The organism is Hyphomicrobiales bacterium (genome assembly GCA_016125495.1).
Lineage (GTDB): Bacteria > Pseudomonadota > Alphaproteobacteria > Rhizobiales > RI-29 > RI-29.
Genome location: WGLQ01000009.1, coordinates 159,926 through 185,415, shown reverse-complemented (window position 1 = coordinate 185,415; position 25,490 = coordinate 159,926). Strand labels below are relative to the sequence as shown.

Genomic DNA, 25,490 nt, shown 5'->3' with positions numbered 1-25,490 from the left:
GGATCAGAGGCGCCGCCATCCCCTGGCGCGTCGGCTTGGGCCTGCCCGATGCGACCGCCCGTCCTAGTCGGAGCTCGAGGCCCACCCGCCAAGGCAAACGGAGCGAAAAGGCCCCGCTGAGTGCCCTTTCGCCCCTGCGCTGTTGCTCGAGTGCGCGTCACGCGATCACTTGAGCGACCCGTAGTCATCACCAAGGACGTCCGACAGGTTCATGCGGATGCCCGTGTAGAACGATGCCCCGGCGGTCTCGAACGTGTATACCTCCTGGTAGTCCTCATTGAAGACGTTTTCGCCCCGTGCGTACCAGGTGATCTGGTCGGAGAGATCGTATTCCGCCCCAAGACGCACAACCGTGTATTCGGGCAGCGTGATGCGCGTCTGCGGCGTGGTGTTGACGAACTCTAGGTCGTCCATCTCGCCATTGTAGACGATGCCCAGATTGGCCCGGGCACGGCCGTCGAGAAACCGGGCGAAGATGTCGAGGCTGCCGGAGTGCTGCGGACGCCGAACCTCGAGCAGGCGCACACCGTTGCGATTCTCGAACGCCTCGAGATAGGTGTAGCTTCCCTTGATCGACAGCCAGTCTGTCGGGGTTGCCGTCAGGCTGACCTCGATGCCCTCGCGCGTGCTTTCCTCGTCTTCGTTGGCGACGCTGGACCTGAATCCCGTCGGGGTGAGCGAGAATGTGGAGAAGATCTCGTTGTCGAGATTGGCCTCGAAATAGGTGACATCGACGGTCAGAATGCCGGGGATGATCCGTTGCTCGATCCCGACGTCCCAGGAGACCGACGTCTCCGGCACGAGGTTCGGGTTGCCATCGAACGTGTCGGGCACGAAACCGAACTGCTCGAAGAACGAGGGGGGCTTGACGCCTTCGCCGTAGCTCGCGTGAAGACGCGTGCCGGTCTCACGTACGACGTAGGCGCCCGTCGTCCGGTAGGTCACGGCATCATCGAAGCCGTCGAAGTCGTCCGAGCGCACGGCGGCGGTGAGGAAAATGCTGTCGAGCAGCGACAGCCGATACTCGCCGACGAGACTCTTGGTCATCCGCTCCCGCCGCTCGCCAGCCGATCCGACCGCGGTCGGGGCGGTATTTCGGAAGGTCTCGGTCTCCTGCTCGTAGAGCTCGACGATGGTGTGCCTGGCATCGAGGAGCTCGGGGGTGTCGAACTTCAGGGTCGAGCGATAGCCGGTCGTCTCGCGCGTGGACGAGTTTCCCGACGAGAACCGGCCGAGATCGTTGAAGTTCTCGCGCTCGATATCCGACATGGAGAAATAGACGGCGTGTTCCCAATGGTCCTGGAAGGTGCTCAGCGTGGCTTCGACCCGCGCAAAGGCCTCCTTGCTGCCGGACTGTGAGAACCGGTCGATCGTGAAGCCTTGGGTCGGACTGCCGAACGTGAAATCCTGATCATCCGCGTCGCCCAGGCGGTCGACATGGCGAAGCACCGCGCTCACGTTGAAGAACGGCAGGAGATCGATGTCGCCCTTGAACGACAGGGTCCGGTTGACATAGCCGTCATCCTCCGATGTCGGGTCCGCGATGGTGCGTCCGAACTCGGAGATATCGAAGCCGTTGGTCGACAGTTGGGTGCCGCTCAGGGCGAAGCGAAAGAGATCGTTGCCATGAGCGATGCGGCCCGAGCCTTGGTAGGTGTCGAACGATCCTGCCTCGAAGGAGGCCTGCACGTTCGTGCCCCGGCTCCCTGCCTTCGTGACGATGTTGATCACGCCAGCAAGTGCGTCGGCTCCCCAGAGGGCGCTCTGTGCCCCTCGAAGCACCTCGATGCGCTCGATGTTCTCGGTGAGAAGACTGGAGAAATCGAACTCGCCTTGGCTCGGGTCGGCGACCTCGACACCATCCACGAGAACGAGCACGTGGTTGCCCTCCGCGCCGCGTATCCGGATCTGGGTCAGTTCGCCGAATGAACCGGTTCGCGAGACCGCGACGCCGGGAACCTGGCGCAACGCATCGGATGCATATTTGATCCCTTGCTGTTGCAGCTGCTCGCCCGTGATCACCGTGAACGCCGTGCCGACGGTCTCTCCGGCAACGGGGGCCCCGCCGGCCGTGTCGCCGGTGATGAGGATGCCCTCGAGCACGACCTGAGCGTTCGCGCTCTGTGTTGCGGACACGGCGCCCGCCAACACGCTCGCACCGCCCAGCAATCCGGTCAGCAGCGCCGCGCCGACGCCATTGCCACCTCGTTTACGCATTACTTTTAAGCCTCCCGACAGAACGATCGGGAGCCCGCAGGCGGCATGTCGCACGGCTCAGCAACGCGCGGGGGACATGCGCCTTGCAGCACCGCTTGACGGCAATGATGTCCGACGGGTCAGACGGTCGGTATCGAAGCGCTGTGCATCCCACGAGCTCCCCAATTGGGTTACAAATCGGTCGCCACAGCGTATCCGCCTCCGACGCGCCCACCGCGCGAGGGAAGAACGACCGTGCTCAGGCAGGTCTCCTGACTCGCGGCTCGAACGCTTGCCCTGCACCTTCCCGGCCTCTCGTTCAGTTGGCCAGTGGTACCTGCAGAACCTGCTTGCCGCTCACAGTTGCGGGGGCAGTCACGGCTCCGTTCCGACGAGAAATCAGAACGTCCCGTGTTCCCTTTTCCATCTCCTCAATACGGAGAAAATGGCACCTGAGCACATCCAACTTGAGCAACCGTGCCTGCCAAGTCAAGTCATGAAAGTTGACCGCGCTTGCGATCAGTGCGCTTGAGAAAACATCGTGTGGCAAGTGGGCGCCACCGTGAGCGCAACCCGGATATGCATCCGCCGCACAATCGTCTCGGCCTGCCTGATCGCGTGGCACACTCATTCGGCCGCATCATTGCGCCACGTCGGGAAGGGGTCCGGCAGGGTACGCCACGCGCGCGTGTCGATGTTGTCGCTGTTCGGGATTTCCAAGAGGCAGGCGTCGAGTTCGGAGCGGATGGCGGCCTCGTTCATGTCGGGTGTCCCGATGAATACGAGTTCCTGACGCCGGTCCCCCCAGACGTCGTGCCAGCCCTTCTCGATGCGGGCAACGGCGCGGTCGTCCTCGGGCCAGTTTGTGCGCGGCACGGACGCCCACCAGTAGCCCACGCCCGCCGTGCGCACGATGGGACCCGCCTGCGACAGTTCTCCGACGAATTCAGCCCGCGATGCGATCCAGAAAAAGCCCTTCGCCCTGATGACACCCGGCCAATTCCTGGCAAAGAACGAATGCACCTTGACCGGATCGAACGGCTGGCGTGCCCGATAGACGAAGCTCGAGATGCCGTATTCCTCCGTCTCTGGGACGTGATCCATGAATCCATTGAGCTCCTGGAGCCACGTCGGGTGACGACGGGCGGCCTCGAAGCTGAAGAGACCGGTGTCGATGATTGCGGACATCTCGACCTGCGCATTGCTCGTCTCGATGATGCGGGCATCTGCGTTGAGGGAGCGTATGATGGCCCGCGCGGCAGCGACCTCGTTTGAATTCGCCACATCAAGTTTGTTGAGCACGATGACGTCGGCGAATTCGATCTGCTCGACGAGGAGATCGACCAACGCGCGCCCGTCCTTTTCACCTGCCGTCTCGCCCCGATCCGCGAGGAAGTCGTGCGATGAATAGTCTCGCAGGAGATTTGCTGCATCGACCACTGTCACCATGGTGTCGAGACGGGCGACGTCGGCCAGGCTGTTTCCCTCCTCGTCGCGGAACTCGAAGGTGGAGGCGACGGGCAGCGGCTCTGCGATACCAGTCGATTCGATGAGGAGATAGTCGAAGCGCCCTTGCGCCGCGAGGCTCTTGACCTCCTTCAGGAGGTCGTCGCGCAGCGTGCAGCAGATGCAGCCGTTGGTCATCTCGACCAGCGTCTCGTCGGTGCGCGAGAGGTTCGCACCGCCGTCGCGAACGAGTTCGGCGTCGATGTTGACCTCGCTCATGTCGTTGACGATGACCGCGACCTTCTTGCCCTCGCGGTTGGCGAGCACATTGTTGAGCAGCGTCGTCTTGCCGGCGCCCAGAAAGCCCGACAGCACCGTGACAGGCAGGCGGCGATCGACGTGGTCTGCGTCGTTCGACCGCTGCGCGATGAGTTTCTCGTCCATGCCCGCTTGGCCCTTTCAACGTTGTCTGGAACATTGCGTATGTTATAATATACGTCAAGAGGTATGCAGGCTCCTGTGTTTGATGCCATCGAGGCTCCAACCGGCCGAGCGCCGCTGAGGCCATCGTGCTTGCGCGGGGCGTGGGTTGCGGGACCAGACGGAGGACCCGGAACGGGTGACCGAGTGTCACCAGTCCGCAACAGATGAGGCCAAGTTCCTCCAGCCAAGCGTTGCCAGCCTTTGCTCCGCCACCACATATCGTTATTATATAACATAACAGGTGTGGACGTGTCGCCTCTGGTTCGGGGCGTGTTGAACGAGAGGATGCGAAATTGACCAGGCCATGCAGGCGGAATTCGATGGCCTTGCGATCACGCGCCGCTGTGCCAAGGGCCAGGGCTGACAACCGCGATCGCGCGTCGAGCGTCTTGCCGGCGATCCGGGCCCGGCAGTTGCCACGCTGGCGGGGCCAGCTGGTGTCGGATCGCCGGACGAACACCTCTCTCTCGTGCGAGACCGACGGTCGCCGCGCCTTGGCGTGCCGTGCCATCGCCCCGGTATTGGCCAGGAGCGGTTCCGCCCATCCCATCAGAGAGCGGCGACACGGGTACCGGTATGAATTCCACTCCCTCAAACGCGCGAGCCGGGAAGCGATGCCCGTCGATCCGGCCTGCGCCGTTCGTGATCCTCCCGGCTGGATTTCGGATCTCAGCTGGTCGCGGTGGCGGGTCGTCAGACACCGGGATGGAAATCAGGGCGAATGAAATCTCTCAGAAGTGTCTTGGGAAGGGGGGCGTAACCGTGCGTTCGTATTCAACACTCCGGCTCGCGACCGGATGCATCCTTGCGGCCGGTGTTCCGATCGGGGCCCACGCGCAACAGCCGATCGAACTCGAAGGGATCGTAATATCCACGCCTTCACCGGTGCTTACTACCGGTACGTTGGTGGCGGCGGATGTAGGCATGCCCGGAACGCTGATCGTCGTCGAGGATGCCTTCGTGTCCACCACCGTCGCAACGGAGCGTGACGTCCTCAGCGAGGGCGGCGCGAACGTTTCCGGCGTGCTCGACGAGCGGCCGGGCATCACGAGTTCGACATTCGCTCCCGGAGCCAGCAGGCCGATCATTCGCGGTCTCGATTCATACCGGGTCCGAGTGCAGGAGAACGGCATCGGCTCGCACGACGTCTCGGCGATCTCGGAAGACCACGCGGTCCCGATCGACCCGTTTTCCGCTGACCGCATCGAGGTCGTGCGGGGCCCGGCGACACTGCGCTACGGCAGCGGGGCGATCGGCGGCGTGGTCGCCGTGGAGAACGAGCGCATTCCGACCTTCATACCGCCGACCGGCATTGCCGCGGAGATCATGGGAGGCTTCACGTCCGTCGACGATGGTCGTGACGGCGCCTTCAATGCCACCGTCGGCGCCGACGGTTTTGCGTTCCATGCGGATGCCTTCGTGCGCAAGGCCGACGACTACGACACGCCGCGCGGACCTCAGGCGAACTCGTTCATCGACAATAGGGGCTTTGGGCTCGGCCTATCGCGGATCTGGTCGGACGGCTTTATCGGCATCTCGGTCAGCCGCGTCGAGAGCCTCTACGGCGTGCCGGGAGAGGAAGCTGACGAGGGGGTGGACCCGCGCATCGACCTGGAGCAGGACAAGGTCATGGCGCGCGGCGAATGGCGCCCCAACGCCTTTGGCGTCGAGGCACTGCGCTTCTGGTTCGGCGCGTCCGACTACGCACACGACGAACTCGCCCGGCACGAGGAGGGCGAGGAGCATGGCGATCATGAAGAGGAGCATGAGGAGGATCACGAGGGAGAAATTCCCCTCTCGCTCGGCTCGCGCTTCACGAACCGCGAACAGGAGGGGCGCATTGAGATTCAGCACCTACCGGTCTGGACCGTGCTCGGTGAGATGCGCGGGGCAGCTGGAATCCAGGTCGTTCATCGCGAGACACGGGGCCAGAGCTTCGAGGGGGAGTCCCTTCTCGAACCTGTGGAGACGAATTCGCTCGCGGCCTTCGTCTTCGAGGAATTCGACCTCGATGCCACGTTGAAGATGCAGGCTGCCGCTCGCATCGAGCACACCAGGGTCGATGGAACCGGGTGGTCGGACTTTTCAGAGGGCGAAGGTCATAATGACCACCACCCATGGTTTGCAACGACCTTCACCGGAGTGCGTGATTTCGCTCCGGTGAGTGCCAGCCTCGGCGTCGTTCAGGACCTCTCCCTCGCCAAGGCTCGCCTCAACGCCCAATTTACCGAGCGCGCACCCGATGCGGCGGAGCTTTTCTCAAAGGGCATGCATGAGGCAACCGGCACATTCGAGGTCGGCAACCCCTTCCTGGAAAAGGAGAAAGCCTTCACGCTGGAGGCAGGACTGGCCCGGGCATCCGGACCGCTGCGCTTCGATGCCTCGGCGTTCTACACGCGCTACCATGGCTTCATTTATCGCCAGCTCACCGACGTCGAATGCGAGCCCGGTGCCCACAATGGCCACTTCCACTGCGCCGAGGCCGGTCACGAAGAACACGACCATGACGAGGAACACCACGAGCACCTGTTTGACCTCGTCTTTTTCCAGCAGCGCAACGCCACGTTCTATGGTTTTGAGCTGGCGGCCCAGTACGATGTGGCGCCGATCTGGAACGGCGTCTGGGGCATCGAGGCACAGTACGACTTCGTGCACGCCCGCTTCGACGAGGGTGGTAATGTGCCGCGTATTCCACCACACCGTCTCGGCGGTGCCCTCGTCTATCGCGACGACAACTGGTTGGCCCGTGCCGGTGTCCTACACGCATTCGAGCAGAACCGGATTGGCGAGAACGAGATCGCAACGCCTGGTTACACGAACGTCTCCGCAGAGCTGTCCTATACGGCGCGGCTCGAGCCCGGCGCGGGTTTAGGTCCCTCGATGACGATTGGCATCAAGGGTGAGAACCTGACCAACGAGGAGATCTTGAACCACGCCTCCTTCAAGCGTCGCGAAGAGGTTCTGGAGCCGGGCGCCAACGTCCGCGTCTTCGGCTCGATCAAGCTCAACTGATTGCCTCGAACCGCCGGCGTTCTACATTTTCCTTCAAGCGAGCCCGGAAGCAGTGCAGTACGCCACTCGCGTTCTGCACTGCATCCGGGGAAAGTGACGGGCGTGCCGCTACTCTGCTCAGCTCCCAGAAGCCGGACAGAAGTACCCATCCGGTGAAGGCCGCCTCGCGGGCGGGTTCGGACGCCGTTCCTATCGTGACGTTTGTTCATGACGGTAGTCCGTCCGGCATGAACGGGGACGACATCCTCACCGGGGGAGCTGGACGTGACGAGATGAACGATGGTGACCTGTGCCCGTTCTTCGGACCACCGATAATTTGTCGCAATGCTCCCGACACCGACCGTGCCCGCCGAGCGTCGACGAGCCCGTAGACCGCGTGTGGCGAACGGCCGCTTCTGTATGGGCGCGACGGTTTTGCGGTGCGAAATACGCTACGCCGCATGAGTCCGCACTTGGCCCATAACGCCGTTGCTGCGGCGCATAACGGTACCGAAGGGTCATGTCCGCTCCTTGTCACGAGCGACACCCCTCGATCCGCCCCTGCCAGCCCGCTTGCGACCGAATGGCGGCTCGGGCGCGGTGGGCGCTTCGGGCGCAATTCGCACGGACATCATGAGATGCGAGCCCCGTGAGGCGATGCCACATCTATTCGGGCTGCGGCGTGGGTGGCAAGCGGGCGCGCGTGTCGCGATCATTCCGAGGTGGCGGGTCGTGCCGGGCCGCAGAGCGAAGTGTAGCGGCGCGTTCATCGGTTCGCGAATGCCAGACGGTGCATGCCCGTGCTATCTCGCGGGGCCGAAGAAGAAGAAAAACGCAAGGCCTGCGAGCATGACGAGCGATAACAACGCATGTGTCGTCGCAAAGAAGTGCGAGGCCCGGCCGGCATTGCCTTGCGGCGGAGGGACGTTGCGGAACGCCATTTTCTGACCCGCGTGTTCCCGGATCCATTCGGCATCCTCGGCCGGCAGGATCATCTTGACCTGCGGCGCGCGGCGGAACTCGAGCTCGCTCGAGGGGGCATCGAGATACCAGGTCGTCTTCCAGCCGCGAATGTCGGTGTAGGGCACGAACAACGGCTCATGGAACAATGAGAAGGCCGGCATGACACGGAACGACACACCGGTTTCATGTGTGCGGATCGTCATGATGCCCTTCAGCGAGTTGAAGGCGCCGAGCCCGACCAGAACCGCGCTGCGCATGTTTCGCTCGCCGACAGGGGGACCGGGGTCGGCGGCATAGCTTTCGGCCAGATAGCGCCAGCGATAGGCTTTGGCCCGGAGCATTCCGCCGAAAAGGAAAGCGAACACGGCCAATCCGAATACGGTCAACATGTCTGGCGGAACTCGAAACGTGACGGGGATGGGCACTTGCAGGTGCTCGGGGCTTACCATCTCGACGTGAAAACATCGTAAGCCAGGGGGGGGCGCCGCGCCCCGCCCCGCCTCGCCTCGCCTCGCCCCGCCTCGCGTGTGCGGCCTCCTCCCGGGAGCCGCTGGCGTCGCCTTGCCTCGCCTCGCCCCACCCCCCCCCCTTGGCGCGGGCCACCTTCCGGCCGATAGTGGCGGCTCGGGCGGTGGCGCCGGCAGGCAGAGCATGGGGAGCAGTGAGATGGCGGCAGGTGATGGCAAGGCGGGCGCGGCAGGTGCGGCCAGCGGACCGGCCGGCGGCTCGGCGGGCGGCGGCGCGGGCGGCAAGCCGCGCGGGGCCCGCAAGGTCATCATCACCTGCGCGGTGACGGGCTCGATCCACACGCCCTCGATGTCACCGCACCTGCCCGTCACGGCCGAGGAGATCGCGGATGCCGCGGTCGGCGCCGCCGAGGCGGGCGCGGCCATCGTCCACCTCCATGCCCGCAACCCCGTCGATGGTCGCCCGGACCAGACGCCGGAGGCCTTCGGGCGCTTCCTCGGCGTCATCAAGCAGCGCTCGAACTGCGTCGTGAACATCACCACGGGCGGGGCCGCGACCATGACCATCGAGGAGCGCGCGCGCCCGGCCGCCCTCTTCAAGCCGGAGGTCGCCTCGCTCAACATGGGGACCATGAATTTCGGTCTCTATCCGATGCTCGCCCGCTTCACGGAATTCAAGCATGACTGGGAGCGGCCGTATCTCGAAGGCTCGCGCGAGCGCATCTTCCGCAACACCTTCGCCGACATCGAATTCATCCTGACGACCTGCGCCGAGAACGGCACGCGCTTCGAGATCGAGTGCTACGACATCGGCCATCTCTATACGCTCGCGCACTTCGCCGAGCGCGGCATCGTCAAGCCGCCGTTTTTCATCCAGTCCGTGTTCGGCATCCTCGGCGGCATCGGCGGCCACCCGGAAGACGTCATGATGATGAAGCGCACGGCCGACCGCCTCTTCGGCAGCGACTATCGCTGGAGCGTGCTCGGGGCCGGGCGCAACCAGATGACGATCGCGGCCATGTCCGCCTCGATGGGCGGCAACGTGCGGGTGGGGCTCGAGGATTCGCTCTGGATCGGAGCCGGTCAGCTCGCGCGCTCGAATGCCGAGCAGGTGACGAAGGTGCGCGGCATCATCGAGGGGCTGGGTCTCGAGGTGGCAACGCCCGACGAGGCGCGCGAAATCCTGGAGCTCAAGGGCGGAGACAAAGTGGCATTCTGAGCGGGCGCGGTTGACGTGCCGGGCGGCGGCGGGCCTAGTGGGGGCGGCCGGGCGGGCGGCGGCGTGCCGAAAGGCCCCGTAGCTTCGGAGCGAAAGGAGACGCCATGTCATTCCTGAAAAAACTGTTCGGTGGGGGCGGTGGCGCTGACACCGGCGGGGGCGGCGGCGAGGCGGTCGCGGCCGAGTTGGAGCACGAGGGCTTCCACATCAAGGCGATGCCGCAGAAGGAGGGTGGGCAGTACCGCGTCTGCGGCGAGATCAGTCGGACCGTCGACGGCGCGGTGCGCACGCACCGGTTGATCCGTGCGGACCTCTTTGCCTCGCGCGAGGAGGCGGCGAACGCGACCCTGCGCAAAGCCCGCCAGGTGATCGCCGAGCGCGGAGACCGCCTTTTCGAGTAGGTCGGGCTCGTGGCTGGCATCTGGTATCCCACCCCTTGGCATGGTTGTCAGCGCCAGCCCCTTCGACTAGCCACGGCCCGACGGGTGCGGTTCGAGTGGGCCCGCGCCCCGTGGCCGTCGAAGCCGAACCCGAAGGGGGAGACATGAAAATCTGCATCTACGGCGCCGGGGCGATCGGCGGCTATGTCGGGGTCATGCTGGCAGGGAGCGGGGCGGAGGTCTCGGTCGTCGCGCGCGGCCCGCACCTTTCGGCGATGCAGGCCAAGGGGCTCACGGTGCGTTTCAAGGACGGTGAGCGGACGGCCCGCCTCAGGGCCGCGAGCGATCCGGCCGAACTCGGGCCACAGGATTATGTGATCGTTGCCCTCAAGGCGCATCAGGCCTGGGAATCGGCGGAGAAGCTCGCGCCCCTGCTTGGGCCCGAGACGGCCGTCGTCACCATGCAGAACGGCATCCCCTGGTGGTATTTCCACGGGCTCGAGGGGCAGTTCGCCAACCTCCAGCTCCAGACTGTCGATCCGCAGGCCCGCCAGTGGAATGCGATCGGTCCGCAGCGCGCGATCGGGGCGACGGTCTATCCGGCGACCGAGATCGTCGAGCCGGGTGTCATCAAGCACATCTACGGTGACCGCTTCGGCTTCGGCGAGCCGAACCGCGAGGTGACGCCGCGCGTCGAGGCGCTGGTCGCGGCATTCGAGGCCGGCGGACTCTCCCCGCGCCTCTATCCCGACATCCGCGACGACATCTGGCTGAAGCTCTGGGGCAACCTCTGTTTCAACCCGATTTCGGTGCTGACGCGCGCGACGCTCGACGTGATGGCGACGGACCCGGGAACGCGGCGCGTCGCGCGGCGGATGATGGAAGAGGCCGAGAGCATCGGGCGGCGGATCGGGGTGCATTTCCGCGTCGACATCACCAAGCGCATCAACGGGGCGGCGGCGGTCGGGGCGCACCGCACCAGCATGCTGCAGGACCTCGAAAAAGGTCGCGCCATCGAACTCGACGCGCTTTTGGGCGTGGTCCAGGAAATGGGCCGTCTCGTCGGGGTCGAAACGCCGGCGATCGACATCGTGCTGGCGCTCACCAAGCAGCTCGGCCGCACGCAGGGCGTTTATCCGGTCTATCCCGAGGATGCCCTCGATCCGAGCGAACTCGCGGTGGATTGAGGGAACTTAATCTCCCATCGTCCTCCAATTTTTTGTCAGCTCCAATTCAACTGGTCCTGACAGATGGTACGGCTCTAATACTGGATAGACTCTACGATTATTTGCAATGCGGACGCCGATCTCAAATGGGGCGCCCTCTGCATGACTTATCTTTGCTTTGAATTGGATGTATCCAACCGCAGAAAGATCCACGGATTCTCTGGGGGAGGTTTTTAAGGTGGAAGTGGGAGGTTTGGCGGGCATTGTGCTGGATTGAGATCCGCTCACAAAATGAGGCGATGCCCGCAGGTGTGATATTGCCTCCAAGAGTTCGATATCAATATGTTCACCAGGGTTCAAATCCGGAATTTTTTGAAGAGGAAATTGGTGCGTCTTGGGTGCGGGGTCATGATATATTCCCCCATCGCCGTCATTGGACACGACGAACTCTTCGACCTCTGCCTCAGAAATGATCCGAATGTTTTTCAGCAACTTTTTAGATTCCACTCGCAATGTAAACGTTTCTTCAAATAAATCGCCACCTTCCGCCGAGGAATTGATGTCGTACTTATGTAGGAGTCTTGTAGAAATTTGATGGGCGGCGCTGTCGAATTCAGTGCCCCGACTCACACCTGCTTGCGTGCGGTGGGTGATGGTTTTTCCTAAATCCTCGGCTGCAGATTCTCCGCGAATCGCTCGTGCCGAATTGGCTGCCCATTTGGACAGCTTACCGCCCAAGTCCGTAACGTTAGTGTAAATTATATGATCGCTATGCTTTAGATTGAAGGGAATTGAGTGGGGGTCTTTCGTGAGTAATGCGCATGGCTTCTGGTGTGCCATCGCAAAGCCAATTTCCCACATTACGTTGGCATTGGCACCGTCTGTAACGGCGACAATTATGTCGGAGCTTATTATTGACCTCTTGATGCGGTCGAGCATATCATCGGCGGAAAAATTTGCAGGGTCGTCATTGCGTGCGACGCGATAGTCAAGCTTCGTTAGCGGTTCCTTTATTCCAAATTCATACAGGTCACGGAATTCTTCGTCAAATGGCATAACCACAAATGCAAAGGGTGACATTTTTTTATGCTCAGCTTGCGTTGATTGTTCCGATTGTGCAAATCGGCGGTTCTCAAAAACGAATCATTCTGATGCGTGCTCCTCCGCGACGAGCAAATTTGACTTTCGTTTGGCCTTTGGTCAAGTTTGGTGCAGCTGCTTAAGCGCATGTCGGCAATTGCGGGTGAGAGACGTTGGAGCCGATCGTGTGGACAAGTTGGACCTTGCCGTGGGCCTGGGCTCGTCGGGAATCATTCGTTGTCGATGTCTCAGGTTTGAGGAACATTGCGACACTTTGATGATTTGGGCTGATCGAAGCGCTGACACATGCTTTCGAATGCAACCCCCCACATCCGCCCCCCGACGCCGGCCGACGCCGAGGCGCTCGGCGGTCTCGTGCGTGCGCTCTGCGTCCATCAAGGTGATCCGACCGAGCACGCGACCACCGAGGCGGTTCTGCGCGACATGATCTCGCCGGGGCGGGCCGTCGATTGCCTCGTTGCCGAGGAGGCCGGCCGCCTCGTCGGCTATGTCACGTTCCAGTCCGCCTACGAGGCCGCCCATGCCGCGCGCGGGCTCTATGTCTGCGACCTCTTCGTCAGTGACGAGGCGCGCGGTCGCGGCGCCGGCCGCCGGCTGCTCGTCGCGGTCGCCAGGGAGGTCGAAGCACGCGGCCTCGTCTATCTCTGGTGGGTCTCGAAGGCCTGGAACAGCGAGGCGCAGGCCTTCTATGCGGGCCTCGGGGCGATGAGCGAGGCGGTCGTTGCCCACGCCATCCATGGCGAGCCACTCGCGCGCCTCATCGGCGAGGGCTGAGCCGTCGCCACGTGGTGCCCTCGGGCCGGGCCTCAGGTGAACTTGCGGAACATCCGGGTCTGGTCGATCAGCTCCTCGAGGGCGCGCATGCGCTCGCGGCTCTCGCCCCAGGTCGCGGTCTGGGCGGCCGAGATCAGGGCTTCGACGATGAAGAGTGTGACGACGGACGAATCCCAGGCGGACGGCGCCTCGATGCGGGCATTGAAGGCGACACGGGCCTGACGGGCGATCGGCGAGCCCCATTGGTCGGTGAAGAGGACAATCTCGAGGCCGCGCCCACGCGCCAGTTCGGCGAGCCGCTGGGCGTTCTGCTCGTAGCGGCGGATGTCGAAGATCGCCAGCACGTCGCCCTCCTGCATCGAGAGCACGTAGTGCGGCCAGGAGCTGGCGTTCGTCGGCACCAGGACCACGCCGTCGCGCACCACCTGGAGGTGGGTGAAGAGGTATTCGGCAAGGGGGCGGGTGATGCGCCCGCCGACGATGTGGAGGCGGCGCACGGGGTCGGTCAGCAGGGCCACGGCGGCATCGAAATCCTCCGTGCGCAATTGGCGCAGCGTCTGGCGCAGGTTGTCCATGACGGCGTCGGCGAAGCGGTTGAGGATATGGGTGTCGGGGGCGTGTTCGGCCCAGCGGTCGTGCTTGGAGATCGGGTTCGAGATGGTCGCCTCGAGTTCGGCGCGGAGCGCCGCCTGCAATTCGGGAAAACCGCCAAAGCCGAGCTTGCGGGCCATGCGGGCGACCGTCGGCGTCGAGACGGCGGCGGCTTCGGCGAGCGCGGTGATGCTGCCGAGACCGGACACCGGGTAGTTGGCGAGCATGGTGTTGGCGAGCTGGCGCTCGGCACGCGTCAACTTGTCGAACATCGCCCTGATGCGCTCGGCGACCGTCCCGGTGCGCGGCCCGTCGCCGTTGTCGGTGCTCTCCATCGGCGTCCAGTCTGGCATGGCGCGCGGGCGCTGTCGAAGGAAAGTCTACAAGCCGTCGGGAAATGAAACAAATCGTACAGACGAGCCATTGACTCTCGTGGGCCATGTGAAAGGATGGATTTACAAGGGCGCAGGGGGTAGCGGGTGATGGGCCAGCCCGGGGCGATCGCAGAGGCGGGGGAGGGCGGCGTCGCCGACGTGCGCAATCCCGCCGGACGCGGTGCATTCGTGGTCATCTGCGAGCACGCCTCGAACTTCATTCCTCCTGAGTTCGACGGCCTCGGGCTCGACGATCACGCCAGGGCGAGCCACATCGCCTGGGACCCCGGCGCCCTTGCCGTGGCCGGTCTCCTCAGCGAGTTCCTCGATGCCCCGCTGATCGCGGCCACGGTCTCGCGGCTCGTCTACGACTGCAACCGCCCGCCCGAATCCGAGAGCGCGATCGTCGCGCGCAGCGAGGTTTACGACGTGCCGGGCAATGCCAATCTCGATGCGCGCGCGCGCGCGGCGCGGATCGCCGGCTACTACCGGCCGTTCCACGATGCGGTGTCGCGCTGCCTCGACCGGCGCGCCGCCGAACGGCGCAGTTCGGCATTGGTGACCATCCACACGTTCACGCCCGTCTATGCCGGGCGGCGTCGCGATATCGATCTCGGCATCCTGCACGATACGGACAGCCGGCTCGCCGATGCCCTGCTCGAGGGGTATGGTGAGCATTGCGACTGGGTGGTTCGGCGCAATGAGCCCTATGGCCCGGCGGATGGCGTGACGCACACCCTCGTCAAGCACGGCCTTGCCCGCCGGCAACACAATGTCATGATCGAAATCCGAAGCGACCATGTCGAAACCGCCGCGCAGCAGGCCGACCTCGCGCGGTGCCTTGCGGCGCGATTGCCCAGGGCGCTGTCGAGGTGTGCGGCGGGGGCCGGAGCGAGGGGCACGTCATGAGCGAGGCGGGCGCCAGCAGACGCGCGATGCCGTCGTTCTTGCGATGGTACGTGCGGATCGTCGATGGCTTCAACCGCCTGGTCGGACGAGCGACCATGTATCTCATCTTCGTGATGATGGCGGTTCTCTTTTATTCCGCACTCTCGAAGTTGCCGTGGTTCTCGCCCTCGCTGTGGACCCTCGAGGTGGCGCAGTTCCTGATGGTCGCCTATTTTCTCCTCGGGGGCCCCTACTCGATGCAGCAGAACGAGCACGTGCGCATGGATCTCCTCTATGGCGCCTGGTCGGACCGCACGCGCGCCTGGGTCGATGCATTCACGGTGCTGTTCCTCATTTTCTATCTCTTCTGGCTTCTGGCCGGGGCCGTCTCGAGCACGCAGTACGCCATTGCGTACGGCGAGCGCAGCTATTCCGCCTGGAGGCCCTACATGTGGCCGATCAAGGTGGTGATGACCTTCGCGATCTTCCTCATGCTGCTGCAAGCGATTTCGGCGCTCATCAAGGACGTTGCGAAGCTTCGTGGAGAGGAGCTCTGATGAGCTACGAGGTCATCGCGCTGTTGATGTTCGCATCGATGATGCTGATGCTGCTGACCGGCCAGCGGGTTTTCGCGGCGATCGGAGCGGTGGCGGTCATCGCGGCGCTCGCCCTCTGGGGCAAGGGCGGGTTCGAGCTGCCGTTCTCGTCGGCCATGAAGCTCATGAAGTGGTATCCGCTGCTGACGCTGCCGCTGTTCGTCTACATGGGTTACATGCTGTCCGAGGCGCGCATCGCCGACGACCTCTACAAGGCATTCCACGTCTGGTTCGGGCCACTGAATGGCGGGCTGGCGATCGGCACCATCATGCTGATGGTGGTGATCTCGGCGATGAACGGGCTCAGTGTCGCGGGTATGGCAATCGGCGCGACCATCGCGTTGCCCGAACTCCTCAGGCGCGGCTACGACAAGATCATGGTGACGGGGGTGATACAGGCGGGCTCATCGCTCGGGATCCTGGTGCCGCCGAGCGTGGTGCTCGTGCTCTATGGCATGATCGCCCGCCAGCCGGTCGGCCAACTCTGGCTGGCGGGGGTGTTTCCCGGGCTGATGATGGCGAGCCTCTTCATCATCTACATCGTCGTTCGCTGCCGGTTGCAGCCGAGCCTCGGGCCGGCGCTGCCGGTCGAGGAGCGAAACATGCCGCTCGGCGAGAAGCTGGCGCTCTTGCGCGCGGGTATCCTGCCGTTCCTGATTTTCTTTTCGATGACGGGGCTGTTCGTGATGGGCTTCACGAGCCTCGTCGAGAGTTCGGCGGTCGGGGCACTCGCAGCCACGCTCGCGGCGATCGCAAAGGGGCGCCTGACGTGGGCCGTCATGGAGACGACGCTGCGAAAGACGCTCGGCATCAGCTGCATGTTCATGTGGATCATCATGGCGGCGCTGTGCTTCGGGGCGGTCTTCGACGGGCTCGGGGCCGTCAAGGCGATCGAGGGCTTCTTCATCGGCCAGCTCGGGCTGGGCCCGTGGGAAATCCTGATCCTGATGCAGCTTTCCTATCTGCTGATGGGTACGTTCCTCGACGATACCGCCATGCTGGTCATCGTCGCGCCGCTCTATGTGCCGCTCGTCAAGGTGCTCGGTTTCGATCTGGTGTGGTACGGCGTGCTCTATACGATCACCTGTCAGATCGCCTACATGACACCGCCATTCGGCTACAACCTCTTCCTGATGCGGGCCATGGCGCCGCCGGAGATCACGCTCATCGACATCTACCGCTCGATCTTTCCCTTCGTGGCGGTCATGATATTCGGTCTCTGTCTCGTCATGGCGTTTCCGCAGATCGCGCTGTGGCTGCCGCAGTACGTCTACGGGAATTGAGACCTCCTGCACATCGGGGGCGAGCCCGGCGCCCCCGGCCGGTCCGCGGACCGTCGGCTCAGAACGGGCTTTCGAGGAGAGGAGAAATCCGATGACCACCAGACGCAGCTTCCTCAAGACGGCCGGCGTCGCCGGCGTCGCGGCCGCCGCATCCCCCCTGGCGGCACCGGCCGTGCTCGGCCAGTCGCAGATCAAGTGGCGTTTGCAGACCTATGCGGGACCCGCCCTCGCCGAGCACGTGATCAAGCCCTCGATCGATGCCTTCAACAAGGTCGCGAACGGGGAGATGGTGATCGAGCTCTATACGGCCGACCAGCTCGTGCCGACGGGCGAGCTGTTCCGCGCCATGCAGAATGGCACGATCGACGCGGTGCAGTCGGACGACGATTCCATCGCCGCACCGACGGACGTGCGCGTCTTCGGCGGCTACTTCCCGCTCGCGCTGCGCTACAGCCTCGACGTGCCGGTGATCTTCAACCAGTGGGGCCTCAACGAGATCTGGAAGGAGGCCTACGACAAGGTCGACGGCGTGACTTGGCTGTCGGCCGGTGCCTGGGACCCCTGTCATTTCGCGACCAAGGATCCGATCAACAGCCTCGCGGACCTCAAGGGCAAGAAGGTGTTCACGTTCCCGACCGCCGGGCGTTTCCTGACGCAGTTCGGTGTCGTGCCGGTCACGCTGCCCTGGGAGGATATCGAGGTCGCGGTTCAGACAGGCGAACTCGATGGCATCGCCTGGTCGGGCATCACGGAAGACTATACCGTCGGCTGGGCCAACGTGACCAATTACTTCCTCACGAACAACATCTCGGGCGCCTGGATCGGCTCCTATTTCGCGAACTCGGAGCGCTGGAACGCGCTGCCCGAGCATCTCAAGACGCTTTTCAACCTCTGCATGGATTCCTCGCACTACTATCGCCAGCACTGGTACTGGGGTGGGGAGGCGAAGCTTCGCGTTCAGGGTGACAAACTCAAGCTCACATCGATCCCCGCCGACGAGTGGAAGACGGTCGAGGACGCGGCGGTCAAGTTCTGGGACGAAATCGCCGCCGAGAACGAGACGGCTGCACGGGTCGTCAAAATCATCCGCGAGTACAACGATGTGATGAGCAAGGCCAGCCAGCCTTACCGCTGCACCTGAGCCTCTCGAGGGCGCGGCCATCGGGCGGCGGTGACGAGGCGGCCGATGGTTCGAAACACAGGGGACCCGCGGGCAAGGCCCGCGGGTCTCGGGCGCATGCCAGGGGCGTGCGCCCCATTCCAATCCACCAGCAGGGACCGGGACCAAAATGGCGGGCAAGCTCACGATCGAGGAACTGAGGCAGGAGGTGGCCGCCGGCCGCATCGACACGGTCGTGGCGGCACAGGTCGACATGCAGGGCCGACTGATGGGCAAGCGCTTTCAGGCGGAATATTTCGTCGAGAGCGCCTGGCAGGAGACACACAGCTGCAACTACCTCCTGGCGACGGACATGGAGATGTTCACCGTCGACGGCTACAAGGCGACGAGCTGGCAGGCGGGTTATGGCGATTATACCATGAAGCCGGACCTTGCGACCCTGCGGCGCATACCCTGGCTCGAGGGAACCGCGCTCGTTCTTTGCGACGTGCTCGACCATCACACGCATGGGGAGGTGGCTCATTCGCCGCGCGCGATCCTCAAGCGCCAGATCGCCCGCCTCGAGGCCGTGGGGCTCGAGGCCAAGATGGCGTCCGAACTCGAATTCTTCCTTTTCGAGGAGAGTTTCGAGGACGCCAGCCGCAAGGGCTACCGGGGGCTCACACCCATCAGCGCCTACAACGAGGACTACCACATCTTCCAGACCACCAAGGAAGAAAACGTGATGCGGGCGATCCGCAACGGTCTCAACAACGCCGATGTTCCGGTGGAGAATTCGAAGGGCGAGGCGGACGCCGGTCAGGAAGAGATCAATGTCCGCTATGCCGACGCGCTGACGATGGCGGACCGCCACGCCATCATCAAGAACGCGGTCAAGGAGATCGCCTGGCAGAACGGTCGCTCGGTCAGCTTCATGGCGAAGTGGAACACCGCCCGCGCCGGATCATCCTCGCACATCCACCAGTCGCTCTGGTCGAGGGCGGGCAAGCCTATGTTCTTCGATCCCGCAGCCGATCACGGGATGTCGGAAATGATGCGCCAGTACCTTGCGGGGCTGCTGACGCACGCCAGCGAGATCACTTACTTCCTCGCGCCCTACATCAACTCCTACAAGCGCTTCATGGCGGGTACCTTCGCACCGACGAAGGCGGTCTGGTCGATGGACAACCGCACGGCGGGCTATCGGGTGTGCGGCGCGGATTCCAAGGCGGTCCGGGTCGAGTGCCGGGTCGGGGGGGCGGACCTCAATCCCTACCTCGCAATGGCGGCGCTGCTTGCCGCCGGGCTCGACGGCATCGAGCGAAAGCTGGTGCTCGAGCCCGCCTTCAGGGGCGATGCCTATGGCGGCTCGGGACGGGAAATCCCCAAGACGCTGCGCGACGCGACGGCGGCGCTCGACGGATCGGCAATGCTGCGCAAGGCCTTCGGCGACGACGTGATCGACCACTACGTGCATGCCGGGCGTTGGGAGCAGAAGGAATATGATACCCGCGTCACCGACTGGGAGGTGGCGCGTGGGTTCGAGAGGTGCTGAGAACATGACGAAGAACCTGCGTTGCATCTCGCCGGTCGACGGCTCACTGGTCGCCGAGCGTCCCGTCATGACGCTCGGGGATTCGGAACGGATCGTCGCCAGGACGCGCCGGGCGCAGTCGGCGTGGGCCGCTCGCCCCCTCGACGAGCGGATCGCACTCGTGCGCAAGGGCGTTGCGCGGCTCGGTGAAATGACTGCGGAGGTCGTGCCGGAACTCGCGCGCATGATGGGGCGGCCCGTGCGCTACGGCGGGGAGTTCCGCGGTGTCGACGAGCGGGCCACCTACATGGCGTCGATCGCTGAGATGGCCCTCGCGCCGATCGTCATCGAGAATTCCGACCGCTTCGAGAGGCGCATCCTGCGCGAGCCGCACGGTGTCGTCTTCGTCATCGCGCCCTGGAACTATCCCTACCTCACGGCGATCAATACGGTTGCGCCGGCGCTGATCGCGGGCAATGCCGTCGTCATCAAGCACGCCACGCAGACGCTGCTGGTCGGCGAGCGGATGGTTCGCGCATTCCTCGAGGCCGGCGTGCCGGAGGACGTCTTCGTCAATCTCTTCCTCGATCACGCGACGACCGAAGGATTGATTTCTTCGCGAGCCTTCGATTTCGTCAACTTCACGGGCTCGGTGGCGGGAGGACAGGCGATCGAGCGGGCGGCGGCGGGCACGTTCACCCCCCTCGGCCTCGAACTCGGCGGAAAGGACCCGGGCTACGTCATGGAGGACGCGGACGTCGAGGCCGCCGCGGCGACTCTGATCGACGGAGCGATGTTCAATTCCGGCCAGTGCTGCTGTGGCATCGAGCGCATCTACGTGGCTCGGCGCCTCTTCGACGACTTCGTCGCCAAGGCGGTCGAGATCACCTCCGGCTACGTCCTCGGCAACCCGCTCGATCAGGCAACCACACTCGGGCCGATGGCGAGCGAGCGGTTCGCCGCGACGGTGCGCGAGCAGACGGACGAGGCCATCGCCAAGGGCGCGCGCGCCCATATCGATCGCAAGCTCTTTCCGGCCGATGACGGGGCGGCCTACCTGATGCCGCAGGTGCTGACCGGTGTCGACCATTCCATGTCGCTGATGCGGGAAGAAAACTTCGGACCCGTGGTCGGCATCATGGCGGTGGACGGCGACGAGGAAGCGATCGCGCTTATGAACGACAGCAGCTACGGTCTGACGGCCTCGCTTTGGACGCGGGACGACGAACGGGCGGCCCGCGTCGGGGCCCGGATCGCGACGGGAACGGTCTTCATGAACCGCTGCGATTATCTCGATCCGGCGCTGTGCTGGACGGGCTGCAAGAACACCGGGCGGGGCGGGGCGCTCTCGGTCATCGGCTACCAGAACCTGACGCGGCCGAAATCCTACCATCTCAAGAAGGCATGATGTCCATGATTCCAAGGGCAAATTGGAGCTACCCGACTGCGGTTCGGTTCGGCGCGGGGCGCATCGGGGAACTCGCCGAGGCCTGTCGCGCCGCGGGCATCGCAAAACCGTTGCTGGTCACGGACCGGGGGCTCGCTGGTCTGCCCATCACCGGCCGGGCGCTCGATGTGCTCGAGGCGGGCGGGCTTGGTCGGGCGGTGTTCGCCGACGTCGATCCGAACCCGACGGAAAGGAACCTCGCGGCGGGCGTTGCGGTCTTCAAGGCGGGTGGGCACGATGGCGTCGTTGCCTTCGGTGGCGGCTCGGGGCTCGACCTCGGCAAGCTCGTCGCCTTCATGGCGGGCCAGACGCGGCCGGTCTGGGACTTCGAGGATATCGGCGACTGGTGGACGCGGGCCGACGCCGCCAAGATCGCGCCCAACGTGGCTGTCCCGACCACGGCGGGCACGGGTTCCGAGGTCGGGCGCGCCGGCGTCGTCACGAACAGCCAGACGCACGTCAAGAAGATCATCTTCCATCCGAAAATGCTCCCTTCGATCGTGATCTGCGATCCCGAGTTGACGGTCGGGATGCCGAAGGCGATCACGGCGGGGACGGGAATGGACGCGTTCGCGCATTGTCTCGAGGCCTATTGCAGCCCGTTCTACCATCCCATGAGCGAAGGCGTGGCGCTTGAGGGGATGCGGCTCGTCAAGGAATATCTTCCGCGCGCCTATGCCGACGGCAGCGACCTCGAGGCGCGCGCGCACATGATGAGCGCCGCGGCGATGGGGGCGGTCGCCTTCCAGAAGGGGCTCGGGGCGATCCATTCGCTGTCGCATCCGGTCGGGGCGATCTACAACACGCACCACGGAACGACGAACGCGGTGGTGATGCCGGCCGTCCTGACCTTCAATCGGGGGGCGATCGAGCCGAAGATCGCGCGGGTTGCCGCCTATCTCGGGATCGACGGAGGCTTCGATGGGTTTTTCGCGTTCGTGATGGAGTTGCGCGCCAAGCTCGCCATCCCGGACAAGCTCGCCGCACTCGGCGTCAAGCGTGACCGTATCGCGGAGATGGCCGAGATGGCGATCGTCGATCCGACGGCGGGGGGAAATCCCGTCGAGTTGACGCGTGAGGCCGCCGTGCGGCTCTTCGAGGAGGTGATATAGGGTTGGGGCGCGCGGCGCCGGCTGCCTCGCCAGGCTGCGCCGCTCACTCGCCCATCGCGCCGAGCGCGTCCGCAACGCGTGACCATTCCGTTTGCCCGCCGGGAATTCCGAGCCGCAGCCAGGTGGAGGAGTAGGGGAAAATCCGGCTCCAGATGCGAGACCGGGCAAGGGCGGCCTGGGCGGCGCCGGCATCGGGGGTCTCGTAGAGGCGAAAGAGGGCGCTGCCGCCAGCCGGCTGCCAGCCGGCCGTCACGGCAAGCGCGTCGAGGCGGAGCGTTTCGGCCTCGAGGCGCCGGGCGGTGCCGCCAGCCCAGGCGTCATCGGCGAGCGCGAGCGCACCGATGGCGATCGCGGGGCCAGACACCGGCCAGGGACCGGCCATTGCCGCCAGGCTGGAGATATCGTCCTCGTGACCGATGACGAAACCGAGCCGGATGCCGGCGAGACCGTAGAACTTTCCGAACGATCGAAGGACGAAAACGCCGCGCTCGGTGCCGATGTCCGGGGCGAGGGACAGTGCGGCGTCGTGGTCGGCGAAACTCTCGTCGACCACGAGGCGCGCGACCCGGCCGGAGAGTTCGAGGAGGTCATTCGGCGTGAAGGCGCGGCCTTCCGGATTGTTCGGGTTGACGACGACGGCGGCGGCGGCGCCGACGAGACCGGCAAGGTCGCCCGCCTCCTCGATGCGCCAGCCGGCGGAGCGCCAGCTCGCGGCATGCTCGTTGTAGGTCGGCGAGAGGATGCGCGCGGTGCCGCAGCGCGAGGGCGCGCGCTCGAGCAAGGGGAGCAACTGGATCGCGGCCTGGGCACCGGCCACGGGAAGGATCGCGGCGCACGTCGCATAACGCCGGCGGGCGGCGTCGACGAGGCGCTCGATATCCGCACGTGTCGGCAGGGACCGCAAGGCATGCTCGCCGAGCGGGGGAACCGGGTAGGGCACCCGGTTGATGCCGGTCGACAGGTCGATCCACTCTTCGTGCTTGCCGCCGAAGCGGGCGATCGCACGGTCGATATCTCCACCATGATCACGGGTCATATTCAGCTCCCCGCTCTCCAGGAGATGATAACCAGCGCGACAGCGAGCGCGAGCAACAGCGCAAGAAACATCATGGCGCGCCGGAAGAGAGCGAGCCCGTGGCGGATGTCCGTCGCCTGCGGATCGCGCGCCGTGCCATTGAGCCAGGGCTCCTCAGCGATGCGGTCGGCATAGACGCGTGGGCCCGAGAGGCGCACACCGAGGGCACCCGCCATGGCGGCTTCGGGCCAGCCGGCATTCGGTGAGCGGTGGTGGCGGGCATCGCGCAGCATGGTGGTGAACGCGGCGGCAGGCCGGCCACTGGCGAGGACGAACAGCAGGCCCGTGAGGCGCGCCGGGGCAAGGTTCACGACATCGTCGATGCGCGCCGAGGCCCAGCCGAAGGCCTCGTGCCGGGGGGTGCGGTGACCGATCATCGAATCAAGGGTGTTGATGGCCTTGTAGGCGACGATGCCGGGAAGCCCGAGAAGCGCTCCCCAGAAGACCGGTGCGACGATGCCGTCCGAGGTGTTTTCGGCGAGGCTCTCGAGGCTGGCGCGAGCGACCGCGGGTGCATCCAGCTGGGTCGGATCGCGTCCGACGATCATGGAGACGGCCCGCCGAGCGGTGGGAAGGTCACCGGCTTCGAGAGGGTCGGCCACGGCTGTGACGTGATCGTGCATGGCGCGGGTGGCAACGAAGGGCCAGGCGAGGAGGCCGGTGGTGGCGACGCCGAGCCAGCCGCCGGGCAAGATGGTGGCGAGGCCCCATGCCGCGCCCGTCGCCACGCCAATGGTCACCAGCGCCGCCAGCAGGCCTATCGCGCGGCCGCGAGCCATACCCCGAGCGGGTTCGTTGAGGGTGCGATCGAGGGCCGAGATGAGGGCGCCGATCCAGGTGACCGGGTGGCCGACGCGCTCATAGAGCCAGCGCGGCCAGCCGACGAGGGCATCGATCCCGAGGGCAACGAGCATCGCGGCGGCCGTCATCAGCGTGTCCCCGGCAAGGTCTGATTGACGCACACAACGCTCCAGCCTCCCGGCGCAGTAAATGCGAGCCGGGTTGCCGAGAGCGGTGCGATGGTGAACGCGATGGCCGCCTCGGGTGTGCCGATGGCGAGGGCGAGGGCGGCGCGGATCGTGCCGGCGTGGACCACCAGGCCGATCGAGCGGCCGGCTTCGGTTCGGGCGATTGCCTCGATCTCGGTGCCGGCGCGCGCGCAGACGTCGAGAAAGCTTTCGCCGCCCGGGGCGCGGTGGCGCACGAGGTCGGCGCGCGACAGCGGTCCGAGGTCGGGCAATTCGACGAAAGGTCGTCCCTCCCAGGAGCCGAAGTCCTGCTCCCAGAGAGCCGCCCTGGTCTCCGGGAGGCGGCCGGGCCAAAGCCCGGCGGCCGTTTCGAGGCAGCGGCGGGCCGGACTGGCATAGAGTGCGCTGATGCCCGGGAGTGAGGTTGCGACGGCCGCCAGCCGGTCGCGGTCGCTGCAATCGGCGGCGACATCGGTGCGCCCGGCGAGGCGGTCGGCCGGGATCGAGGGGGCATGGCGGATCAGCAGGAGTTCCGTGGTCGCCGGGCGCGTCATACTGCGTCCCTCCGATGTAATGCACCCCTTCCATAGCGTCCGCCGATGTGCTCTGGCTCGTTGCCATGAGCCAAATTCTTCTCGTCACCGGAGGGGCACGCTCCGGCAAGAGCGCAATCGCGGAAAGGCGCACACTGGAGCTTGGCGCGAGCGCTGTTTACATCGCCACCGCCGAAGCCTGGGATGGGGAGATGGCGGCGCGTATCGCCGCACATCAGGCGCGCCGCGGACCGGAGTGGACGACACGTAACGCGCCGATCGATCTCACCACGGCCCTTCGCGAAAGTGATGGAACCGGGCCGCGCCTCGTGGATTGCCTGACGCTCTGGCTCACCAACCTGATGCTGGCCGAGATCGATTGGGAGCGCGCGGGCCGCGAATTGGTCGAAACGCTCGGTCAGCAGCGCAGTCCCGTGGTTCTGGTCACCAACGAGGTCGGCCTCGGGATCGTGCCGGAAAATGCCCTGGCGCGTGCGTTCCGCGACAATGCCGGAAAGCTCAATCAATGGGTTGCGGAGGTCGCCGACGAGGTGGTGCTTGCGGTTTGTGGGTTGCCGCTCGTCGTCAAGTCGCCGCGCCCGGTGGATTGATTGCGCAGCCGATAATGGTTGCCCGCAGTGTTTCTCCAGGGCGCGGGTCAGCCGTCCCGCCGCAGGTCGGGGCAACATCGGATGTCTCGCATCTCGGATATGCACGGTTCGGGTTCGGCGTCCCGTCCATGCAAGGGGGCGAGCAAGATCGCTCGAAAGAGCCTCGGGCCCGACGTCGACGGGTCCGAGCATG

Annotated in this window: 21 protein-coding genes and 1 riboswitch; of the genes, 13 read left to right on the top strand and 8 right to left on the bottom strand. The window is 64.9% G+C overall.

All coding sequences use genetic code 11. The features are described from left to right. Positions 1 to 165 precede the first annotated feature (165 nt). Together GC150_09660 and GC150_09655 are read right to left on the bottom strand one after the other, a co-directional pair. On the bottom strand, positions 166 to 2,217 hold the full coding sequence (locus tag GC150_09660) for a TonB-dependent receptor (protein ID MBI1385164.1): 2,052 nt from the start codon (positions 2,215 to 2,217) through the stop codon (positions 166 to 168). Between the two features lie 223 nt (positions 2,218 to 2,440). After that, positions 2,441 to 2,667: riboswitch (cobalamin riboswitch) on the bottom strand. Positions 2,668 to 2,823: 156 nt separating this feature from the next. Further along, positions 2,824 to 4,086: a GTP-binding protein gene (locus GC150_09655; GenBank protein MBI1385163.1), complete on the bottom strand. Its 1,263-nt coding sequence runs from the start codon at positions 4,084 to 4,086 to the stop codon at positions 2,824 to 2,826. 615 nt (positions 4,087 to 4,701) lie between these two features. On the opposite strand from GC150_09655, the gene GC150_09650 reads away from it, so the two are divergent. Then, positions 4,702 to 7,137 (top strand): TonB-dependent receptor, encoded by a 2,436-nt coding sequence (locus GC150_09650; protein MBI1385162.1) that lies wholly within the window; start codon positions 4,702 to 4,704, stop codon positions 7,135 to 7,137. A 782-nt stretch (positions 7,138 to 7,919) separates the two neighbouring features. Here the strand turns inward: GC150_09650 and GC150_09645 are convergent. Further along, complete coding sequence (locus GC150_09645) at positions 7,920 to 8,468, bottom strand: hypothetical protein (GenBank protein MBI1385161.1); 549 nt, start codon at positions 8,466 to 8,468, stop codon at positions 7,920 to 7,922. Positions 8,469 to 8,745: 277 nt separating this feature from the next. On the opposite strand from GC150_09645, the gene GC150_09640 reads away from it, so the two are divergent. The 3 genes from GC150_09640 (at position 8,746) to GC150_09630 (ending at position 11,332) form a co-directional block, all read left to right on the top strand. Then, on the top strand, positions 8,746 to 9,765 hold the full coding sequence (locus GC150_09640; GenBank protein ID MBI1385160.1) for a 3-keto-5-aminohexanoate cleavage protein: 1,020 nt from the start codon (positions 8,746 to 8,748) through the stop codon (positions 9,763 to 9,765). Between the two features lie 104 nt (positions 9,766 to 9,869). Next, the gene (locus tag GC150_09635) at positions 9,870 to 10,166 is read left to right on the top strand and encodes a hypothetical protein (GenBank protein ID MBI1385159.1); all 297 of its coding nucleotides are present in this window, start codon (positions 9,870 to 9,872) and stop codon (positions 10,164 to 10,166) included. A 143-nt stretch (positions 10,167 to 10,309) separates the two neighbouring features. Continuing rightward, entirely contained in the window at positions 10,310 to 11,332 is a 1,023-nt protein-coding gene (locus GC150_09630; GenBank protein MBI1385158.1) for a 2-dehydropantoate 2-reductase, read from the top strand. Positions 11,333 to 11,338: 6 nt separating this feature from the next. Here the strand turns inward: GC150_09630 and GC150_09625 are convergent, their stop codons facing one another. Then, positions 11,339 to 12,391, bottom strand: a complete 1,053-nt coding sequence (locus tag GC150_09625) for a hypothetical protein (protein MBI1385157.1) — start codon at positions 12,389 to 12,391, stop codon at positions 11,339 to 11,341. Between the two features lie 306 nt (positions 12,392 to 12,697). Between GC150_09625 and GC150_09620 the strand changes: the two genes are divergently transcribed. Beyond that, positions 12,698 to 13,186 carry a GNAT family N-acetyltransferase gene (locus tag GC150_09620; protein ID MBI1385156.1) on the top strand — a complete coding sequence of 163 codons (489 nt, stop codon included), beginning with the start codon at positions 12,698 to 12,700 and terminating at the stop codon, positions 13,184 to 13,186. Between the two features lie 32 nt (positions 13,187 to 13,218). Here the strand turns inward: GC150_09620 and GC150_09615 are convergent, their stop codons facing one another. Next, on the bottom strand, positions 13,219 to 14,112 hold the full coding sequence (locus GC150_09615; protein MBI1385155.1) for an SIS domain-containing protein: 894 nt from the start codon (positions 14,110 to 14,112) through the stop codon (positions 13,219 to 13,221). Between the two features lie 147 nt (positions 14,113 to 14,259). On the opposite strand from GC150_09615, the gene GC150_09610 reads away from it, so the two are divergent. From GC150_09610 to GC150_09580, 7 genes are all read left to right on the top strand, one after another. Further along, positions 14,260 to 15,060 (top strand): N-formylglutamate amidohydrolase, encoded by an 801-nt coding sequence (locus tag GC150_09610; GenBank protein ID MBI1385154.1) that lies wholly within the window; start codon positions 14,260 to 14,262, stop codon positions 15,058 to 15,060. A 26-nt stretch (positions 15,061 to 15,086) separates the two neighbouring features. Beyond that, the gene (locus GC150_09605; protein MBI1385153.1) at positions 15,087 to 15,596 is read left to right on the top strand and encodes a TRAP transporter small permease subunit; all 510 of its coding nucleotides are present in this window, start codon (positions 15,087 to 15,089) and stop codon (positions 15,594 to 15,596) included. Next, positions 15,596 to 16,918, top strand: a complete 1,323-nt coding sequence (locus GC150_09600; protein ID MBI1385152.1) for a TRAP transporter large permease subunit — start codon at positions 15,596 to 15,598, stop codon at positions 16,916 to 16,918. The genes GC150_09605 and GC150_09600 overlap by 1 nt, the downstream gene beginning before the upstream one ends. Before the next feature lie 91 nt (positions 16,919 to 17,009). Further along, positions 17,010 to 18,059 (top strand): twin-arginine translocation signal domain-containing protein, encoded by a 1,050-nt coding sequence (locus GC150_09595; protein MBI1385151.1) that lies wholly within the window; start codon positions 17,010 to 17,012, stop codon positions 18,057 to 18,059. Positions 18,060 to 18,207: 148 nt separating this feature from the next. Next, on the top strand, positions 18,208 to 19,572 hold the full coding sequence (locus tag GC150_09590; GenBank protein MBI1385150.1) for a glutamine synthetase: 1,365 nt from the start codon (positions 18,208 to 18,210) through the stop codon (positions 19,570 to 19,572). 4 nt (positions 19,573 to 19,576) lie between these two features. After that, on the top strand, positions 19,577 to 20,959 hold the full coding sequence (locus tag GC150_09585; protein ID MBI1385149.1) for an aldehyde dehydrogenase family protein: 1,383 nt from the start codon (positions 19,577 to 19,579) through the stop codon (positions 20,957 to 20,959). Between the two features lie 5 nt (positions 20,960 to 20,964). Continuing rightward, positions 20,965 to 22,110: an iron-containing alcohol dehydrogenase gene (locus GC150_09580; protein MBI1385148.1), complete on the top strand. Its 1,146-nt coding sequence runs from the start codon at positions 20,965 to 20,967 to the stop codon at positions 22,108 to 22,110. A 43-nt stretch (positions 22,111 to 22,153) separates the two neighbouring features. Here GC150_09580 and GC150_09575 read toward each other — a convergent pair whose 3' ends face one another. The 3 genes from GC150_09575 to GC150_09565 are packed head-to-tail and all read right to left on the bottom strand — an operon-like array spanning position 22,154 to position 24,707. Further along, positions 22,154 to 23,146, bottom strand: a complete 993-nt coding sequence (locus tag GC150_09575) for a threonine-phosphate decarboxylase (protein ID MBI1385147.1) — start codon at positions 23,144 to 23,146, stop codon at positions 22,154 to 22,156. A gap of 2 nt (positions 23,147 to 23,148) precedes the next feature. Beyond that, positions 23,149 to 24,099, bottom strand: a complete 951-nt coding sequence (gene cobD, locus GC150_09570; GenBank protein MBI1385146.1) for a cobalamin biosynthesis protein CobD — start codon at positions 24,097 to 24,099, stop codon at positions 23,149 to 23,151. Positions 24,100 to 24,113: 14 nt separating this feature from the next. Beyond that, positions 24,114 to 24,707 (bottom strand): histidine phosphatase family protein, encoded by a 594-nt coding sequence (locus GC150_09565; protein ID MBI1385145.1) that lies wholly within the window; start codon positions 24,705 to 24,707, stop codon positions 24,114 to 24,116. Between the two features lie 65 nt (positions 24,708 to 24,772). Here GC150_09565 and cobU point away from each other — a divergent pair, with 65 nt between their 5' ends. Beyond that, the gene (cobU, locus tag GC150_09560; GenBank protein ID MBI1385144.1) at positions 24,773 to 25,297 is read left to right on the top strand and encodes a bifunctional adenosylcobinamide kinase/adenosylcobinamide-phosphate guanylyltransferase; all 525 of its coding nucleotides are present in this window, start codon (positions 24,773 to 24,775) and stop codon (positions 25,295 to 25,297) included. Positions 25,298 to 25,490 lie beyond the last annotated feature (193 nt).

What these genes read in the sequence shown, in the direction of transcription:
- GC150_09660 (MBI1385164.1), bottom strand. Translation starts at nt 2,217, where the DNA reads ATGCGTAAACGAGGTGGCAATGGCGTCGGCGCGGCGCTGCTGACCGGA.
- GC150_09655 (MBI1385163.1), bottom strand. Translation starts at nt 4,086, where the DNA reads ATGGACGAGAAACTCATCGCGCAGCGGTCGAACGACGCAGACCACGTC.
- GC150_09650 (MBI1385162.1), top strand. Translation starts at nt 4,702, where the DNA reads ATGAATTCCACTCCCTCAAACGCGCGAGCCGGGAAGCGATGCCCGTCG.
- GC150_09645 (MBI1385161.1), bottom strand. Translation starts at nt 8,468, where the DNA reads ATGTTGACCGTATTCGGATTGGCCGTGTTCGCTTTCCTTTTCGGCGGA.
- GC150_09640 (MBI1385160.1), top strand. Translation starts at nt 8,746, where the DNA reads ATGGCGGCAGGTGATGGCAAGGCGGGCGCGGCAGGTGCGGCCAGCGGA.
- GC150_09635 (MBI1385159.1), top strand. Translation starts at nt 9,870, where the DNA reads ATGTCATTCCTGAAAAAACTGTTCGGTGGGGGCGGTGGCGCTGACACC.
- GC150_09630 (MBI1385158.1), top strand. Translation starts at nt 10,310, where the DNA reads ATGAAAATCTGCATCTACGGCGCCGGGGCGATCGGCGGCTATGTCGGG.
- GC150_09625 (MBI1385157.1), bottom strand. Translation starts at nt 12,391, where the DNA reads ATGTCACCCTTTGCATTTGTGGTTATGCCATTTGACGAAGAATTCCGT.
- GC150_09620 (MBI1385156.1), top strand. Translation starts at nt 12,698, where the DNA reads ATGCTTTCGAATGCAACCCCCCACATCCGCCCCCCGACGCCGGCCGAC.
- GC150_09615 (MBI1385155.1), bottom strand. Translation starts at nt 14,112, where the DNA reads ATGGAGAGCACCGACAACGGCGACGGGCCGCGCACCGGGACGGTCGCC.
- GC150_09610 (MBI1385154.1), top strand. Translation starts at nt 14,260, where the DNA reads ATGGGCCAGCCCGGGGCGATCGCAGAGGCGGGGGAGGGCGGCGTCGCC.
- GC150_09605 (MBI1385153.1), top strand. Translation starts at nt 15,087, where the DNA reads ATGCCGTCGTTCTTGCGATGGTACGTGCGGATCGTCGATGGCTTCAAC.
- GC150_09600 (MBI1385152.1), top strand. Translation starts at nt 15,596, where the DNA reads ATGAGCTACGAGGTCATCGCGCTGTTGATGTTCGCATCGATGATGCTG.
- GC150_09595 (MBI1385151.1), top strand. Translation starts at nt 17,010, where the DNA reads ATGACCACCAGACGCAGCTTCCTCAAGACGGCCGGCGTCGCCGGCGTC.
- GC150_09590 (MBI1385150.1), top strand. Translation starts at nt 18,208, where the DNA reads ATGGCGGGCAAGCTCACGATCGAGGAACTGAGGCAGGAGGTGGCCGCC.
- GC150_09585 (MBI1385149.1), top strand. Translation starts at nt 19,577, where the DNA reads ATGACGAAGAACCTGCGTTGCATCTCGCCGGTCGACGGCTCACTGGTC.
- GC150_09580 (MBI1385148.1), top strand. Translation starts at nt 20,965, where the DNA reads ATGATTCCAAGGGCAAATTGGAGCTACCCGACTGCGGTTCGGTTCGGC.
- GC150_09575 (MBI1385147.1), bottom strand. Translation starts at nt 23,146, where the DNA reads ATGACCCGTGATCATGGTGGAGATATCGACCGTGCGATCGCCCGCTTC.
- cobD (MBI1385146.1), bottom strand. Translation starts at nt 24,099, where the DNA reads ATGCTCGTTGCCCTCGGGATCGATGCCCTCGTCGGCTGGCCGCGCTGG.
- GC150_09565 (MBI1385145.1), bottom strand. Translation starts at nt 24,707, where the DNA reads ATGACGCGCCCGGCGACCACGGAACTCCTGCTGATCCGCCATGCCCCC.
- cobU (MBI1385144.1), top strand. Translation starts at nt 24,773, where the DNA reads ATGAGCCAAATTCTTCTCGTCACCGGAGGGGCACGCTCCGGCAAGAGC.